This is a genomic window from Dellaglioa sp. CoH-55-MRSF-8 (assembly GCF_056782195.1).
Genome location: NZ_JBXAYH010000007.1, coordinates 21,470 through 35,221 on the forward strand (window position 1 = coordinate 21,470; position 13,752 = coordinate 35,221).

Genomic DNA, 13,752 nt, shown 5'->3' on the forward strand with positions numbered 1-13,752 from the left:
TGAGGTCCGTTTCTTTTTTATATCTATTTATTTAGAGAGTTGCTGTTCTAAACTAGTAAAGGCTTGTGTTGATTTGTTTAAACCTAATTGAGAACGAATAGCATTTGAGACGCGTTTCTTTTCAGTCGATGTTGGAACTTCATATGAAAGACCATCAACATCTGTACTTACTCCTTGCAAGAAATCAGAGTGAATTGATTCTGTAGCGGCGCTGTAGTTTGTTTCTACTGTGAGCATATCATTAAAACTAAGATCAGTTACCATGTTTCCGTCAATTGTTTTTAATAATTTTTTGTAGTTTGCGAGTGAATTTACAGATTTAGCTTTTCCGGTAATTGCTGTAATAATCTGTTTTTGACGTTTTTGACGGCCATAATCACCTAGTGGATCTGAATGACGCATTCGCGTATAAGCTAAGGCTTGTTTGCCGTTTAAATGGATTGTCTTACCTTTTTTATAATGAGTTCCTTCAAGTTTAAATGAAAGTAATGGTTTGACATCAACACCACCAACGGTATCAACAATTTTCTTTAATCCATTCATGTTAATTAACATATAATAATCAATTGGGATATCTAATAAATTTTGAACAGTATTAACAGCAGATGTTGAACCATCTTTGCCACCATAGGTATAGGCACTGTTTATTTTTGAAGAGCTTTCATCACTTCCGTCAATTTTAACTTGAGTATCACGAGGAATACTTGTTAAGGTAGTTTTATTTGTTGTTGGATTAACTGTTGCAACGATCATTGTATCCGTGCGTCCTGTATCACTTCGACCAAGTGCGCCAGTATCAGTCCCCATTAATAGAATTGAAAAAGGTTTTTTCTCACTCAAAATACTGGAAACATTTCTTAATTTTTTTGCTTTGGTTTTCTTGTAAGTTTTTGCGACGGTATCTTCAGTATGTGTGAATACTGAATAGGCATATACACCTCCAGAAGCAATACCTAAAATCATAATTATCAATAGTGTCCACAGTATTGGATGCTTATTTTTATTGCTTTGAGAACTGCCTTTTATTGGAGATGGCATTCCCAAGTTATTATTTTTAGCCATATTTATTCATACCTTTCATTACATTAATTAAGCTGATTATACGATAAAAAAAGGGATAAAAAGCAAAAAAAATTTTTTCTTACGGTATTATTAAATAATTGAAAAAATGTAAAAGAATGAAAAGGACAACTTTGATTAATTAAGTAATGTTAAATCAGTGAAAAACGACTAATTGTATTACGCTTTTGTCATTTTAATATAGAACTCGTAAATGCCTATTTAACAACAAATAAGAGGGATAAAAACAATGGAAATGGCCTTTTGTAACATTTGTGTAATCATACTGAAATTAAAAGATGTAAATTAAATTCGAATGTAAACTAACCGTAATGGTATGTACCTAAGAACCGTGCTATTCTATTCTAGTCGAGAAAAACGAATACGCTAAAATTAAATAATAATTATGAAATCAACTAGGAGAGTGCCTTTTGAAAATTAATAGTAAAATTGCTAAAGTAATGATGATGACAGCTACACTTATTGGAATGAGCGCAGTTGCAGAACAAGCTAACGCTTCAGATAGTGTAACTGAACTAACAAGCACGATTGCTAAATTAAATAGCAAGAGCACTAAAGTTGCTGCAAAATTAGCAACAATTAATAGTGAAATTACTTCAACTCAAGCTGAAGTTAAGGATGCTAAAGATACAGCTGCAAAACTTGAATCAGATCAATACAAATTAGGTAAGAAGATCAGCAGATTAAATGTTGAAATTTCACAAAGAGATTCACAATTAGCTGATCAAACACGTGCTTTACAAGTTGATGGAAGTACAGCAAGCATGGTTGAATTTGTTTCAGATTCAAAAAGTGTTGTTGATGCCTTCAAACGTGTGGGAACAGTTACAACATTAGTTGGTGCTGGTCAAAAAGCTGCTAAACAACAAAAAGCTGATAAAGCAGAAGTTAAATCTTCTAAAGTTGAATTAGATGAAAAGGCTGCAGATCAACAAAAAACAGTTAAAGAATATACAAACAAACAAGCTGAACTAGCGGTTAAACAAGCAAACGCAAATACATTAAAAGCACAAATTGATACAAAAAAATCAGATACACAATCATCTATCGATAAAGCAAAAGCAGCAGAAAAAGCTGCTGAAAAAGCAGCAGCAGAAACTAAAGCAGCAAATGAAAAGAACGATGCAGCAGCAGCAGATGCAGCTGCATCAAAAGCAACTGAAGCTGCAAGTACAGATACTTCAAGTAATAAAGCAGTAAAAAGCTCAAATACTTCAGCTTCAAGTGAAAAAGCTGTCACAACTTCAACTACAAATAGTTCAAGTAAAAAAGCAGCAACAAGTGCTGTGAGTGCTTCAAGTCTTGATACAAGTAGTATTACTGCTCTAGCAAGATCATTAACAACAAAGAGCATCCCATATGTATGGGGCGGAAAATCATTGAGCGGTTTTGATTGTTCAGGATTTACTAGTTATGTTTATGCTCATGCTGCTGGAAAATCTATTGGTGGCTACACTGTTGCTCAAGAAGGACAAGTTAGCTATGAATCAGTTTCTCAAGCACAACCTGGAGACTTACTTTTCTGGGGATCAAAAGGATCATCATACCATGTTGCTATCTACTTAGGTGGAAGTCAATTTGCTGAAGCTCCAACTGAAGGACAAAATGTTAAAATTAGCACAATGAGTGCTTACTGGAAACCAGATTTTGCTGGTCGAGTAAAATAAATAATTAAAAGACTTAAGACAACAATGTTGTTTTAAGTCTTTTTTGTTATAATGAGTATTAATGAAGAGTGAAGAAGGTTTTAATAATGGTTGAATTAGTCATGGTAAGACATGGTGAGAGTCTAGCAAATCAAAATAATGAATACACCGGTTGGACAGATGTTCCATTAACGGCTAAGGGCATCGCTGAAGCTAGAGTTGCAGGAACAGTTATTCTTAATACAAATATTCAATTTTCACAGGTTCATACATCTGTCTTAAAACGAGCTATTAAAACGAGTAATATTATGATGGAAGAAATGAATCAACTTTGGATTCCAATACAGAAAAATTGGCGTCTTAATGAACGACATTATGGTGCCTTGCGCGGTTTAAATAAAGATGAAACCAAACGTATCTACGGTATTAAACAAGTAGCCCAATGGCGCCGTAGTTATACGACTATCCCACCTAGTTTATCTGTACCTGATAATGATAGACGGTACAAGCAACGTGTTAAAAGTAGCTTACCAACATCAGAAAGCTTAGAAATGGCATTTAAACGGATTTTACCTTACTGGCAAGATGTCATTGCCCCAGAGTTAAGACAAGGTAATAACCAGTTGATTGTCGCACATGGCAGTACACTTAGGGTATTGATAAAATATTTAGAAAATATTTCAGATGCAGATATTGATGGCGTTGAGGTTCCGAATGGTGTCCCTATTTGGTATACATTAAATGATGATTTAACAATTAAAAGCAAAAAAATTTTAACACAAAAAAAGTAACAACAATTCAATATTGTTGTTACTTTTTTAATTATGCTAATGCACCCATTGGATCCCAAGGAGCAAGGACTTTAGGTTCTTCTTTTAGAATAGCTTGTAATTTTTCTGGTAAGAATTTTTTGTTAACGACAACTTGATAACAATATTCTTCCATCCAGTCATCACTCATAACGAAGAAGCCTTTATTACCAACTTTTTCGCCCCATGAGTTTTCAACTTTCCATTTGGTTGCTTGATCATTAACCAAATCAACACCTGTTAGAACCATAGCATGAGTCATTAGACTCTCACCGTAATCAAGGCGTTCAGCTTTTGATAAAGCTAGATCAATATTGAACAATTCATCTTTATGATAAAGTTCAGTATCCATAATACCAATTTGGCGTTCAGACGATTGACCAACATCACAACCGAACCAGACGCTCTCGCCAGATTGTAATTGTTTGATGGCAACATCTCTAAAATCAGCCATGTTAATGTTTAAATGGCGAATAGGACGCCCATCAACAACATTTCCAAGACGATCAACTGTGTACATATTATTGTAAGGTTTATCATCTGTTGGACCATTAATGATTGAGACGTATTCATCTAAGTCCCAACCGATAAATTTTTCATAGAATGTTTTTGGTGTTAAATTTTTATCAATATGATATTCATTATCAGAATCACGATATTCAAAGTCAAATGTTGCAGGAGGTTCACCAAAACTGTATGCTAATAAACGATAAATTTCAGTAAGTTTAGCTTCTTTGACGACTTCAATTTCTTTTGAACTTGTTCCGGCAGCAACGAGTTCACGTAAATCAACAGCATCTTTTCTTAATTTTAAGTTTAAAGTTGAATTGATTTCGCTTGATTTAGAACTATTATATGTTTCAGGCATCACAGATTGAGGAACAACACCATATTTTTCAATAATTGCAACGATCATATCCCATTGGCCGCCATCTTGTTGTGGAGTTGTCATTAACCATGAAACGGTACGGTCACTAGTTGGTTTATCAGCTGTTTCAAGAACATTTTGATAAAAGTAATTTGCTTTTTCAAGTTTATCCCAGAAGTAAGTGAAATTTTGTGACAATTCAAAATCTTTGGCAACTTTAAAATTTGTTTTCATGTCATGACGCATTGTATTTAATGCGGCGAACATCCAACAACGACCTGATTGCTTTTGGTTAGAAACATTACCAACATCCAGATCAATTGAGAAAACAGGTTCCATTTTAGCTTGGGCTTTTAAATCGTAACTATTTGCTAAAATACCATTTTTTGTAACGGCACGTTCAATAACTTCATGGCTTTCACGTGCATGTAAATTTTTTTGGAATTTTGCGAGTTGTTCTGAACTAATTGATTGTGTCAAAAAAATCACACTCCTATATAAGATTTAAGTACTGTGGCTATTATAATATATCTCGTTAGATTAGTAAACAATGTTAAAAAGAAAAGAAAATTCTCATTTTTAAATAAAATCAATTTGCGTATTTAAAAAGAGCCAATAAAAATTAGCTCTTCTTTAGAATTATTTAATTGTAAAGGTGTCAGAACGTGCGTGTAAAACTTCAGGACCATCTTGACGTCCAACGATAACCGTATTTACACAATCTAAAAATAGACCTTGTTCTACAACACCAACTTGTTTAGCTAAATAATCTTGTATGCTAGCAGGATCGTTTATTTCACCTAAATATAAATCGATGACAAAATTTTTAGAGTCAGTTAAAACATTTTCATTATCAACAGTTCTAAATTTGGGATTAAATCCTTTAGCTTCTAATTTTTTGAATAATTGATGACTACCGTAAGGGATAACTTCAACGGGAAGAGGGAATTTACCCAACGTATGAACCATTTTACTTTCATCAACAATCCACATATTTTGATTTGAATTAATAGCAACAATTTTTTCAAATAAATGAGCAGCACCGCCACCTTTAATACCTTGGAAATGGTCATCAATTTCATCTGCACCATCAATTGTTAAATCAATGTGGTCAACTTCATCAACTGATTTAACTGGAATACCAAGTGATTTTGCTTGTTCTTCAGTTCTAATTGATGTTGAAACACCGATAATTGATAAGTTTTCATTTTTAACACGTTGACCTAATGCATCTACCATAAATTTAACGGTTGAGCCTGTACCAAGTCCAACAACCATACCGTCTTTAATAAACTCGACAGCTTTTTGTCCAACTAATTTTTTTAAATTGTCTTGATTCATGTGTGTCACTCTCCTATTTTTTATTTAGGTGTATAAATTAATTCTAAAAGTTCTGGATGTTCACTAAAATAAAACTTTGTATAAGGGCATAATGGTAAAATAGTTTGCTGATTTAGAATAACTTGTTTAATTAAGTAATCAGTTGTACTTTTTGCAAGCCCTTGATGACGCTGATTGTCAGCTACCCAAGTATGTTCAATGACCATTGTCTGATTAGCATTAATCATGGTAAAACTAATTCGACTAATTAACTCGTCATTAACGTTGTACACGCGTAAATCGGTTTCATTTAGTTGGAAATCCATTTGAACACCTTCCCTTTGAATGTAATTATACCATTAAAAAATGCCCAAAAACTAGCCATTTATGTCATAAATGAGGTAAGATAAAAAGTAAACAGATTACGGGGATAAACAAATGAAAACAAGAGGATTTGAAATTGTTACTAAATATGCAGGGAAAATTGACTTACCCGTTCGATCAACAACAACTTCGGCAGGATATGACTTAGCTGCAGCTGAAGATTTTACATTACCTTCAATCTGGAAAAGTGGATTTTTAAAGGTTTTATGGCTAATTAGGCATCGTGAATCGGTGGCTGAAGAAGAGCTCATTCAAGCAAATAAAATTTTGAAACCTTATTTAATTCCCACAGGAATTAAAGCGTATATGCTAGATAATGAATTTTTATTATTAGCAAATCGTTCAAGTAGCCCCTTAAAACGTGGACTGATTTTACCAAATGGAATTGGTGTTATTGATTCTGATTACTATAATAACGAAAAAAATGAAGGTGAAATTTTCATACAAATTGTTAATTTTAGTTTAAAAGATCAAATGGTAAAAAAAGGAGATCGGATAGGCCAAGGGATTTTTATGCCCTATTTAACTGTTGATAATGAAAAGGTGACCGCTACAAAACGTATTGGCGGATTTGGTTCATCAGGTAAATAGTTATTATAGAATGATTAAGAATTTCAATTGAAATTACAGGTTGTCGTTTATGTGATAAAATATTAACAATAGAATTTATAATGAAAGGGTGGGGAGTTTGTATGGCAAAAGTAAAAACGCAATTTGTATGTCAAAACTGTGGATACACCTCACCAAAGTATTTGGGTCGTTGCCCTAACTGTAACGAATGGAACACGATGGTAGAAGAGCGTGAACAATCACAAAAAGCAGATCGTAAAGCTCGTGTCAGTTTTACTGGAGCTTCTGTTAAACCAGAACTATTAGATGATATCTCAATGGCAGAACAAGAACGTGTTGAAACTGAGTTAGGTGAATTAAATCGTGTTCTTGGTGGTGGTGTTGTACCCGGGTCATTAGTTTTAATTGGTGGTGATCCAGGCATTGGTAAATCAACATTACTTTTACAAGTTTCTGGTCAACTAAGCCAAACTGGCGGAACTGTCTTATATGTTTCTGGTGAAGAAAGTGCTGTTCAGATTAAAATGCGTGCACAGCGCCTCGGTGTTGGAGGTCAGAAATTTTATCTTTACCCTGAAACAGATATGGGTAATATTCGTCAAAATATTGAGACATTAAATCCTGATTACGTAGTCATTGACTCAATTCAAACAATGCAAGAACCAGAAATGTCTGCTGCAGTTGGCAGTGTTTCTCAAATTCGAGAAGTAACTGCTGAATTATTACAAATTGCTAAAACGAATGGTATTACGATTTTTATTGTTGGACATGTAACAAAAGGTGGTGCAATTGCTGGTCCCAAAATTTTGGAACATATGGTTGATACAGTCCTTTATTTTGAAGGAGATATGCATCACACGTTCCGTATTTTACGCGCTGTTAAAAACCGATTTGGTTCAACAAATGAAATTGGAATTTTTGATATGCGTGAAGGTGGGTTATTTGAAGTTGCAAACCCATCAGAAATTTTCTTAGAAGAACGTTTGGCTGGCGCAACAGGTTCTGCTATTGTTGTATCTATGGAAGGAACACGACCTATTTTGGTTGAAGTTCAAGCATTAATCACACCAACAGTTTACGGAACGGCGAAGCGTACAACTACAGGGCTTGATCACAATCGTGTGTCATTAATAATGGCCGTTCTTGAAAAACGTGCAAGTTTATTATTACAGAACCAGGATGCTTATCTTAAGGCGGCTGGTGGCGTAAAATTAGATGAACCAGCTATTGATTTAGCGATTGCTGTTAGTATTGCGTCAAGTTATCGAGATAAAGAAACAGACCCTGCAGACAGTTTTGTAGGTGAAATTGGATTGACTGGTGAAATTCGACGTGTTAATCGGATTGAACAACGGGTTGCTGAAGCACAAAAGCTTGGATTTAAACGAATTTTTATTCCTAAAAATAATTTATCAGGATGGACACCACCTAAAGGAATTACAGTTGTTGGTGTTGCTACACTAAGCGAAGCACTAAAAGTAGTGTTTAGTTAGAAAGGAGGAGTTGTCAATGCGTAGAAATATTATTAAAGGTGTTGTTGCACTAGTCGGCGGTGGAATTGGTGTTAGTTTGCTACCACTTTTTTGGAAATTAGTGAGTATTGCGGAGATTGGTATATTAAATAATAGTGTTGTTAATTTTTTAATAGGTGTCGGTTTAGCTCTTATTCTATCTTTATTTATCATAACGCCACTAGAAAAATTACTGGCAAATATTGAAAATTATTTAACTAATCAAAGCCCAATGATGCTACTAACAGCGAGTGTTTCAACTATTGTTGGTATGGTTATTGCAATTTTAATCTCAACACCATTCTATCGATCAGAAATATGGCTATTGAACACAATTGTACCCGTTTTGTTACTATTTTTACTTGGATACTTGGGTTTTGTTATAGGAACTAATCGTTTGGAGGATTGGCGTAAATTATTTGCATCAAAAAATAAGAAAAGTGATGTCGTTGAAAGTAGTTTACTAGACCGTAATGTCAATGATAATTATCATGAATATAAAATATTAGATACAAATATCTTAATTGATGGCCGGATTTATGATTTGATTAAAACTGGCTTTATTGAAGGAACATTATTAGTTCCTAATTTTGTTTTATATGAACTCCAATATATTGCAGATTCAGCTGATAGTATCAAACGTGTTCGGGGTCGTAGAGGATTAGATATTTTAAATAAACTTCAAGATGAAAAAATCATGCCGATTGAAATGTATGAAGGTGATTTTGAAGAAATTGAAGAAGTAGATAGTAAGTTAATTAAATTAGCTAAAACGATTGATGGGGTTATTGTCACAAATGATTTTAATTTAAACAAAGTTAGCGAATTTCAAAATGTCCAGATTTTGAATGTAAATGCACTAGCTAAATCATTGAAACCTCGGGTTATTCCTGGAGAACAATTACATGTTATGGTAATAAAAAATGGTTCTGAGCGTCAACAAGGTGTTGCTTATTTGGATGATGGAACAATGGTTGTCGTGGAAGAAGGAAAGTATTTCCTAAACAAATCAATTGACGTTGTCGTTACAAGTGCACTTCAAACGGATGCTGGAAGAATGATTTTTGCAAAACCATTACATTCAATGAAAAAAATAAACGATAAGAAATAAAGTCAATACTAAGATTATTGGCTTTATTTTTTATCCGATTCATTGTAAACTAGATTAGTTGAATAAAGCCTTAAATAAACGGTTTATATCGTAGTAACTAAATACAGAAAAAAGAAAGAGGCGTTATCATGGCTAAAAATAAAATTCGTGTCAGATATGCACCAAGTCCAACTGGACATTTACACATTGGAAATGCTCGTACCGCTCTATTTAATTACTTATTTGCGAGAAGTCAAAAGGGTACTTTTGTTATCCGTATTGAAGATACTGATACAAAGAGAAATATTGCTGATGGTGAACGCAGCCAACTAGATAACTTAAAATGGTTAGGCATGGATTGGGATGAAGGTCCTGACAAACCAGGAGAATTTGGTCCTTATCGTCAATCAGAACGTAAAGATATCTATTTACCATTAATCCAAGAATTAGTGGATAAAAATTTAGCTTACGAGTCATATAAAACAGAAGATGAACTCGAAGCAGACCGTGATGCTCAAAAAGCACGTAATGAAATGCCACATTATGAATACGAATATGCAGGTATGTCTGATGATGAGATTACTGCTAAAATTGCAGAGTCAAAAGCTGCCGGTTTAACACCTGTTATTCGTTTCCGTGTTCCAGCAAACAAAAAATACGAATTTAAAGATATTGTTAAAGGTGAAATTACCTTTGATTCCAATACTATTGGTGGCGATTTTGTTATTCAAAAACGTGATGGTATGCCAACATATAACTTTGCTGTTGTTGTTGATGATCACTTGATGGAAATTACGCATGTTCTTCGTGGGGATGACCATATTGCCAATACGCCTAAGCAATTGATGATTTATGAAGCATTTGGCTGGGATGCACCTATCTTTGGACATATGACATTAATTATCAATACAGAAACAGGAAAAAAATTAAGTAAACGTGATGAAAATGTTCTCCAATTCATTGAACAATATCGTGAATTAGGCTACTTGCCAGAAGCTATGGTAAACTTCATTACCTTATTAGGCTGGTCACCAGTTGGCGAAAGTGAAATTTTCTCTCGCCAAGAATTGATTAAAATGTTTGATCCTAAACGTTTAAGCAAGTCACCAGCTTCATTTGATGGTAAAAAATTAGAATGGATTAATAATCAATATATTAAAACAGCTGATGAAGATAAAGTAATGGATTTGGCTTTACGTCAATTAATTCAAGATGGTAAAATTGAAGCTGATCCAAGTGCAGAAAGAATTGAATGGGCTCGTAAATTAATTAGCCTTTATAAGCAACAAATGTCATATACAGGTCAAATTACTGAAATGGCAGAAGTATTTTTAAGCGAACCACCTGTTCTTGATGATGAAGCAAAGGCAGAGTTAGCTGTTGAAACAGCACCAACAGTTTTAAAAGAATTTGCTGAACGCATTAAAACGATTGATATTTTTGATGCTGTTGCTATCCAAGCAACAATTAAATCAATTCAAAAAGATACAAAAATTAAAGGTCGTCAATTATATATGCCAATCCGTATTGCAACAACGCGTGAAATGCATGGACCAGAACTACCAGCATCAATCGAATTGCTTGGTCGTGAAAAAGCATTAGCTCATTTGAACAAAACGTTAGAAGAAATGAATACAAAATAATTTTTGATAAGAGAGAGTAACAACTTATTGGCGTTTTTTAGAAAGTTTTCGGTGATGTGAGAAAACAAACGTTAGTTGTGAAGTGCCTCTTTAAAATGCTATGATGAACAAAGTAATTATAGTCGTGTAATGAACGTTAACTCATTGTTGGATGTAGGTTCACTACATCTTAAGGAGTGGAACAACGTTGAAGACGTCTTTTATAAGTATATAAAAGACGTCTTTTTTTAACAAAAAGATTAAATGGCGGGTGATAAAATGATTTCAATTTATAATACATTAACGAATCAAAAAGAGGTTTTTAAACCACTTGTGTCTGGGAAAGTTAGTATGTACGTTTGCGGGCCAACCGTTTATAACTATATTCATATTGGAAATGCGCGAAGTGCTATTGCGTTTGATACAATTCGTCGATATTTTGAATATCGTCATTTTAAAGTTAACTATGTATCTAATTTTACAGATGTTGATGATAAAATGATCAAAGCTGCTAAAGAAGACCATATAACAGTTCAACAATTAGCCGATAAGTTTATTGCTGCTTTCATGGAAGATACCAAGGCATTGGCGATTGAACCAGCAACTAAAAATCCAAAGGCGACAGAAAATATTGATGATATCATTCAATTTATATTAAATTTAATTGATAAAGGTTATGCTTATGTATCTGATGGGGATGTTTATTTTAGAACGCGTAAATCTCCAGATTATGGTAAATTATCTGATCAAAATATCAACGAATTAGAACAAGGTGCCAGTCAGCATGTTGATACTGAAGAAACGGCTCGAAAAGAAGATGAAATTGATTTTGCACTTTGGAAATCAGTCAAAAATGATGATCTTTCTTGGAACTCTCCATTTGGTAAGGGCCGTCCGGGTTGGCACATTGAGTGTTCTGTAATGGCAACAAAATACCTAGGTCCAACGATTGATATTCATGGTGGTGGACAGGATTTAATGTTTCCACATCATGAAAATGAAATCGCTCAAAGTGAAGCTGAAACGGGTCAAAAATTTGCTAACTATTGGATGCATAATGGATTTGTAACAATTGGTGAAAATGATGAAAAAATGAGTAAATCACTAGGTAATTTTGTTACGGTGCATGATATGATTAAAGAAGTCAATCCACAAGTTATCCGTTTCTTTATGGCAACAACGCATTACCGCCGTCCAATTCAGTATAGCCAAGCGAATATTGATGAAGCGACTAATAATTTAAATAAATTGAAAACAGCATTTGATAACTTAACTTATCGATTGAACGATGCTATTTCAGGAGAAAATAAATTAATAGAAAATCAAATTAATGAGAGCTTATCCAATTTTGAAACTGCTATGGATGATGATTTTAATTCACAAAATGGTATTGCAGTTATCTATGATTTAGCTAAGAAAATGAATGTCTATTCTGAAAACAAACAAGTGGAACGAGATTCAATTAATCACTTGTTAGAAATTTTTAAAGAAATGACATCAGTTTTTGGATTAGCTTTTGGACAAGTAGCTGATGCTCTAGATATCAGAGTTGAAAAATTAATTGCACAAAGAATAGAAGCTAAGAAACAAAAAGATTTTCAAAAAAGCGATGAAATTCGAGATCAACTTGCAGCAGAAGGAATTATTTTGGAAGACACACCACAAGGAACTAGATGGAGAAAAGACTAATGGAAAATAATGCAGATTATCAACAAATGAATGGGATTGCGTTAGCTTATATGGGCGATGGTATTTATGAAGTATTTGTTCGTAAACACTTACTTGTACAAGGACTTACAAGACCAACTCAATTACACCATCAAGCAACACATTATGTATCAGCCAAAGCACAAGCTTTCTTGATAGATAAAATGACAGAAAATAATATTTTAACTGAAGAAGAAATAGACTACTTTAAACGTGGACGTAATGCTAAAAGTCATACTTCAGCTAAAAATACATCAGTAATAACGTATCGTATTTCAACTGGATTTGAAGCATTGTTTGGCTACTTATTTTTGAGTAATCAAAACGATAGATTGGCCGAATTGGCAAAATGGTGTATTAACACCGTTGAAAAGGAGAACTTAAATGGGACAACCAAGAAGTAGTGAAGAGGCTGGCGATTTTATTATTGGTCGTCACCCTGTAGAAGCAGCGTTAAAAAGTAATCAATCAATTAACAAATTATTTTTACAAACTGGATTAAAATCAGATGTTTTAAGTGGTATTGAACAGTTAGCTAAGAAAAAAGGTATTATCACACAACTAGTTCCTAAAAGTAAATTAGATTTATTATCAGATCAACAAAATCACCAAGGCGTTATTGTAGCAGTTGCCGCATTTGAATATGCAACTATTGAAGATCTTTTCAAAAGTGCAGCTGATAAAGATGAACCACCATTTTTCCTTATTTTAGATAATGTTGAAGATCCACATAACTTAGGATCAATTATGAGAACAGCCGATGCTGCGGGTGTACATGGAATTATTATTCCAAAACGTCGCGCAGTCGGTTTAACGTCAACAGTTGCTAAGACGTCAACAGGTGCAATTGAATATATGCCAGTTGCTCGCGTAACTAATTTGGTAAATACTGTAAATGAATTGAAAAAGGCCGGATTATGGGTCTTCGGAACAGATATGGATGGACAAGATTATCGTGAATGGGATGCTAAAGGACCCACAGCCCTCGTAATTGGTAACGAAGGTAAAGGTATTTCACCGTTATTGAAAAAAGCTTGTGATGGTATGTTGACTATTCCAATGGTTGGACACGTTCAAAGTTTAAACGCCAGTGTCGCAGCCAGTTTACTTATTTATCAAGGATTTACTTCTAGGGGTAAATAATA

The 13,752-nt window shown here is 33.8% G+C and carries 13 protein-coding genes; 9 read left to right on the forward strand and 4 right to left on the reverse strand.

Annotation, left to right across the window (positions count from 1 at the left end; genetic code table 11):
* Nucleotides 1–27 precede the first annotated feature (27 nt).
* Nucleotides 28–1,062: an LCP family glycopolymer transferase gene (locus AC1RPW_RS06840; RefSeq protein ID WP_481761882.1), complete on the reverse strand. Its 1,035-nt coding sequence runs from the start codon at nt 1,060–1,062 to the stop codon at nt 28–30.
* Between the two features lie 428 nt (nt 1,063–1,490).
* Here AC1RPW_RS06840 and AC1RPW_RS06845 point away from each other — a divergent pair, with 428 nt between their 5' ends.
* Together AC1RPW_RS06845 and AC1RPW_RS06850 are read left to right on the forward strand one after the other, a co-directional pair.
* Nucleotides 1,491–2,747, forward strand: a complete 1,257-nt coding sequence (locus AC1RPW_RS06845; RefSeq protein WP_481761883.1) for a C40 family peptidase — start codon at nt 1,491–1,493, stop codon at nt 2,745–2,747.
* 86 nt (nt 2,748–2,833) lie between these two features.
* A complete protein-coding gene (locus AC1RPW_RS06850) occupies nt 2,834–3,517 on the forward strand; it encodes a 2,3-bisphosphoglycerate-dependent phosphoglycerate mutase (protein ID WP_481761884.1) in 684 nt (227 codons plus the stop codon).
* 31 nt (nt 3,518–3,548) lie between these two features.
* On the opposite strand, the gene AC1RPW_RS06855 is transcribed toward AC1RPW_RS06850, so the two are convergent.
* The 3 genes from AC1RPW_RS06855 to AC1RPW_RS06865 all read right to left on the reverse strand — a co-directional run bounded on the left by AC1RPW_RS06855 (nt 3,549) and on the right by AC1RPW_RS06865 (nt 6,049).
* Complete coding sequence (locus AC1RPW_RS06855) at nt 3,549–4,883, reverse strand: C1 family peptidase (protein WP_481761885.1); 1,335 nt, start codon at nt 4,881–4,883, stop codon at nt 3,549–3,551.
* Between the two features lie 159 nt (nt 4,884–5,042).
* The gene (gene rpiA, locus AC1RPW_RS06860; RefSeq protein ID WP_481761886.1) at nt 5,043–5,744 is read right to left on the reverse strand and encodes a ribose-5-phosphate isomerase RpiA; all 702 of its coding nucleotides are present in this window, start codon (nt 5,742–5,744) and stop codon (nt 5,043–5,045) included.
* 20 nt (nt 5,745–5,764) lie between these two features.
* Nucleotides 5,765–6,049 (reverse strand): GNAT family N-acetyltransferase, encoded by a 285-nt coding sequence (locus AC1RPW_RS06865; protein WP_481761887.1) that lies wholly within the window; start codon nt 6,047–6,049, stop codon nt 5,765–5,767.
* 112 nt (nt 6,050–6,161) lie between these two features.
* Here AC1RPW_RS06865 and AC1RPW_RS06870 point away from each other — a divergent pair, with 112 nt between their 5' ends.
* From AC1RPW_RS06870 to rlmB, 7 genes are all read left to right on the forward strand, one after another.
* Nucleotides 6,162–6,698, forward strand: a complete 537-nt coding sequence (locus AC1RPW_RS06870) for a dCTP deaminase/dUTPase family protein (RefSeq protein ID WP_481761888.1) — start codon at nt 6,162–6,164, stop codon at nt 6,696–6,698.
* Nucleotides 6,699–6,799: 101 nt separating this feature from the next.
* Nucleotides 6,800–8,170: a DNA repair protein RadA gene (gene radA, locus AC1RPW_RS06875; protein ID WP_409021546.1), complete on the forward strand. Its 1,371-nt coding sequence runs from the start codon at nt 6,800–6,802 to the stop codon at nt 8,168–8,170.
* A 16-nt stretch (nt 8,171–8,186) separates the two neighbouring features.
* Entirely contained in the window at nt 8,187–9,299 is a 1,113-nt protein-coding gene (locus AC1RPW_RS06880) for a PIN/TRAM domain-containing protein (RefSeq protein WP_481761889.1), read from the forward strand.
* Between the two features lie 128 nt (nt 9,300–9,427).
* A complete protein-coding gene (gene gltX / locus AC1RPW_RS06885) occupies nt 9,428–10,921 on the forward strand; it encodes a glutamate--tRNA ligase (RefSeq protein ID WP_481761890.1) in 1,494 nt (497 codons plus the stop codon).
* Nucleotides 10,922–11,179: 258 nt separating this feature from the next.
* The gene (gene cysS / locus AC1RPW_RS06890; protein WP_481761915.1) at nt 11,180–12,589 is read left to right on the forward strand and encodes a cysteine--tRNA ligase; all 1,410 of its coding nucleotides are present in this window, start codon (nt 11,180–11,182) and stop codon (nt 12,587–12,589) included.
* Nucleotides 12,589–13,011, forward strand: coding sequence for a Mini-ribonuclease 3 (locus AC1RPW_RS06895; protein ID WP_409021543.1), 423 nt, complete (start codon nt 12,589–12,591; stop codon nt 13,009–13,011). Before cysS ends, AC1RPW_RS06895 begins: the two co-directional genes overlap by 1 nt.
* Nucleotides 12,992–13,750, forward strand: coding sequence for a 23S rRNA (guanosine(2251)-2'-O)-methyltransferase RlmB (rlmB, locus tag AC1RPW_RS06900; RefSeq protein ID WP_481761891.1), 759 nt, complete (start codon nt 12,992–12,994; stop codon nt 13,748–13,750). Before AC1RPW_RS06895 ends, rlmB begins: the two co-directional genes overlap by 20 nt.
* The last annotated feature ends 2 nt before the right edge of the window (nt 13,751–13,752 follow it).

What these genes read in the sequence shown, in the direction of transcription:
- AC1RPW_RS06840 (WP_481761882.1), bottom strand. Translation starts at nt 1,062, where the DNA reads ATGGCTAAAAATAATAACTTGGGAATGCCATCTCCAATAAAAGGCAGT.
- AC1RPW_RS06850 (WP_481761884.1), top strand. Translation starts at nt 2,834, where the DNA reads ATGGTTGAATTAGTCATGGTAAGACATGGTGAGAGTCTAGCAAATCAA.
- rpiA (WP_481761886.1), bottom strand. Translation starts at nt 5,744, where the DNA reads ATGAATCAAGACAATTTAAAAAAATTAGTTGGACAAAAAGCTGTCGAG.
- AC1RPW_RS06865 (WP_481761887.1), bottom strand. Translation starts at nt 6,049, where the DNA reads ATGGATTTCCAACTAAATGAAACCGATTTACGCGTGTACAACGTTAAT.
- AC1RPW_RS06870 (WP_481761888.1), top strand. Translation starts at nt 6,162, where the DNA reads ATGAAAACAAGAGGATTTGAAATTGTTACTAAATATGCAGGGAAAATT.
- radA (WP_409021546.1), top strand. Translation starts at nt 6,800, where the DNA reads ATGGCAAAAGTAAAAACGCAATTTGTATGTCAAAACTGTGGATACACC.
- AC1RPW_RS06880 (WP_481761889.1), top strand. Translation starts at nt 8,187, where the DNA reads ATGCGTAGAAATATTATTAAAGGTGTTGTTGCACTAGTCGGCGGTGGA.
- gltX (WP_481761890.1), top strand. Translation starts at nt 9,428, where the DNA reads ATGGCTAAAAATAAAATTCGTGTCAGATATGCACCAAGTCCAACTGGA.
- cysS (WP_481761915.1), top strand. Translation starts at nt 11,180, where the DNA reads ATGATTTCAATTTATAATACATTAACGAATCAAAAAGAGGTTTTTAAA.
- AC1RPW_RS06895 (WP_409021543.1), top strand. Translation starts at nt 12,589, where the DNA reads ATGGAAAATAATGCAGATTATCAACAAATGAATGGGATTGCGTTAGCT.
- rlmB (WP_481761891.1), top strand. Translation starts at nt 12,992, where the DNA reads ATGGGACAACCAAGAAGTAGTGAAGAGGCTGGCGATTTTATTATTGGT.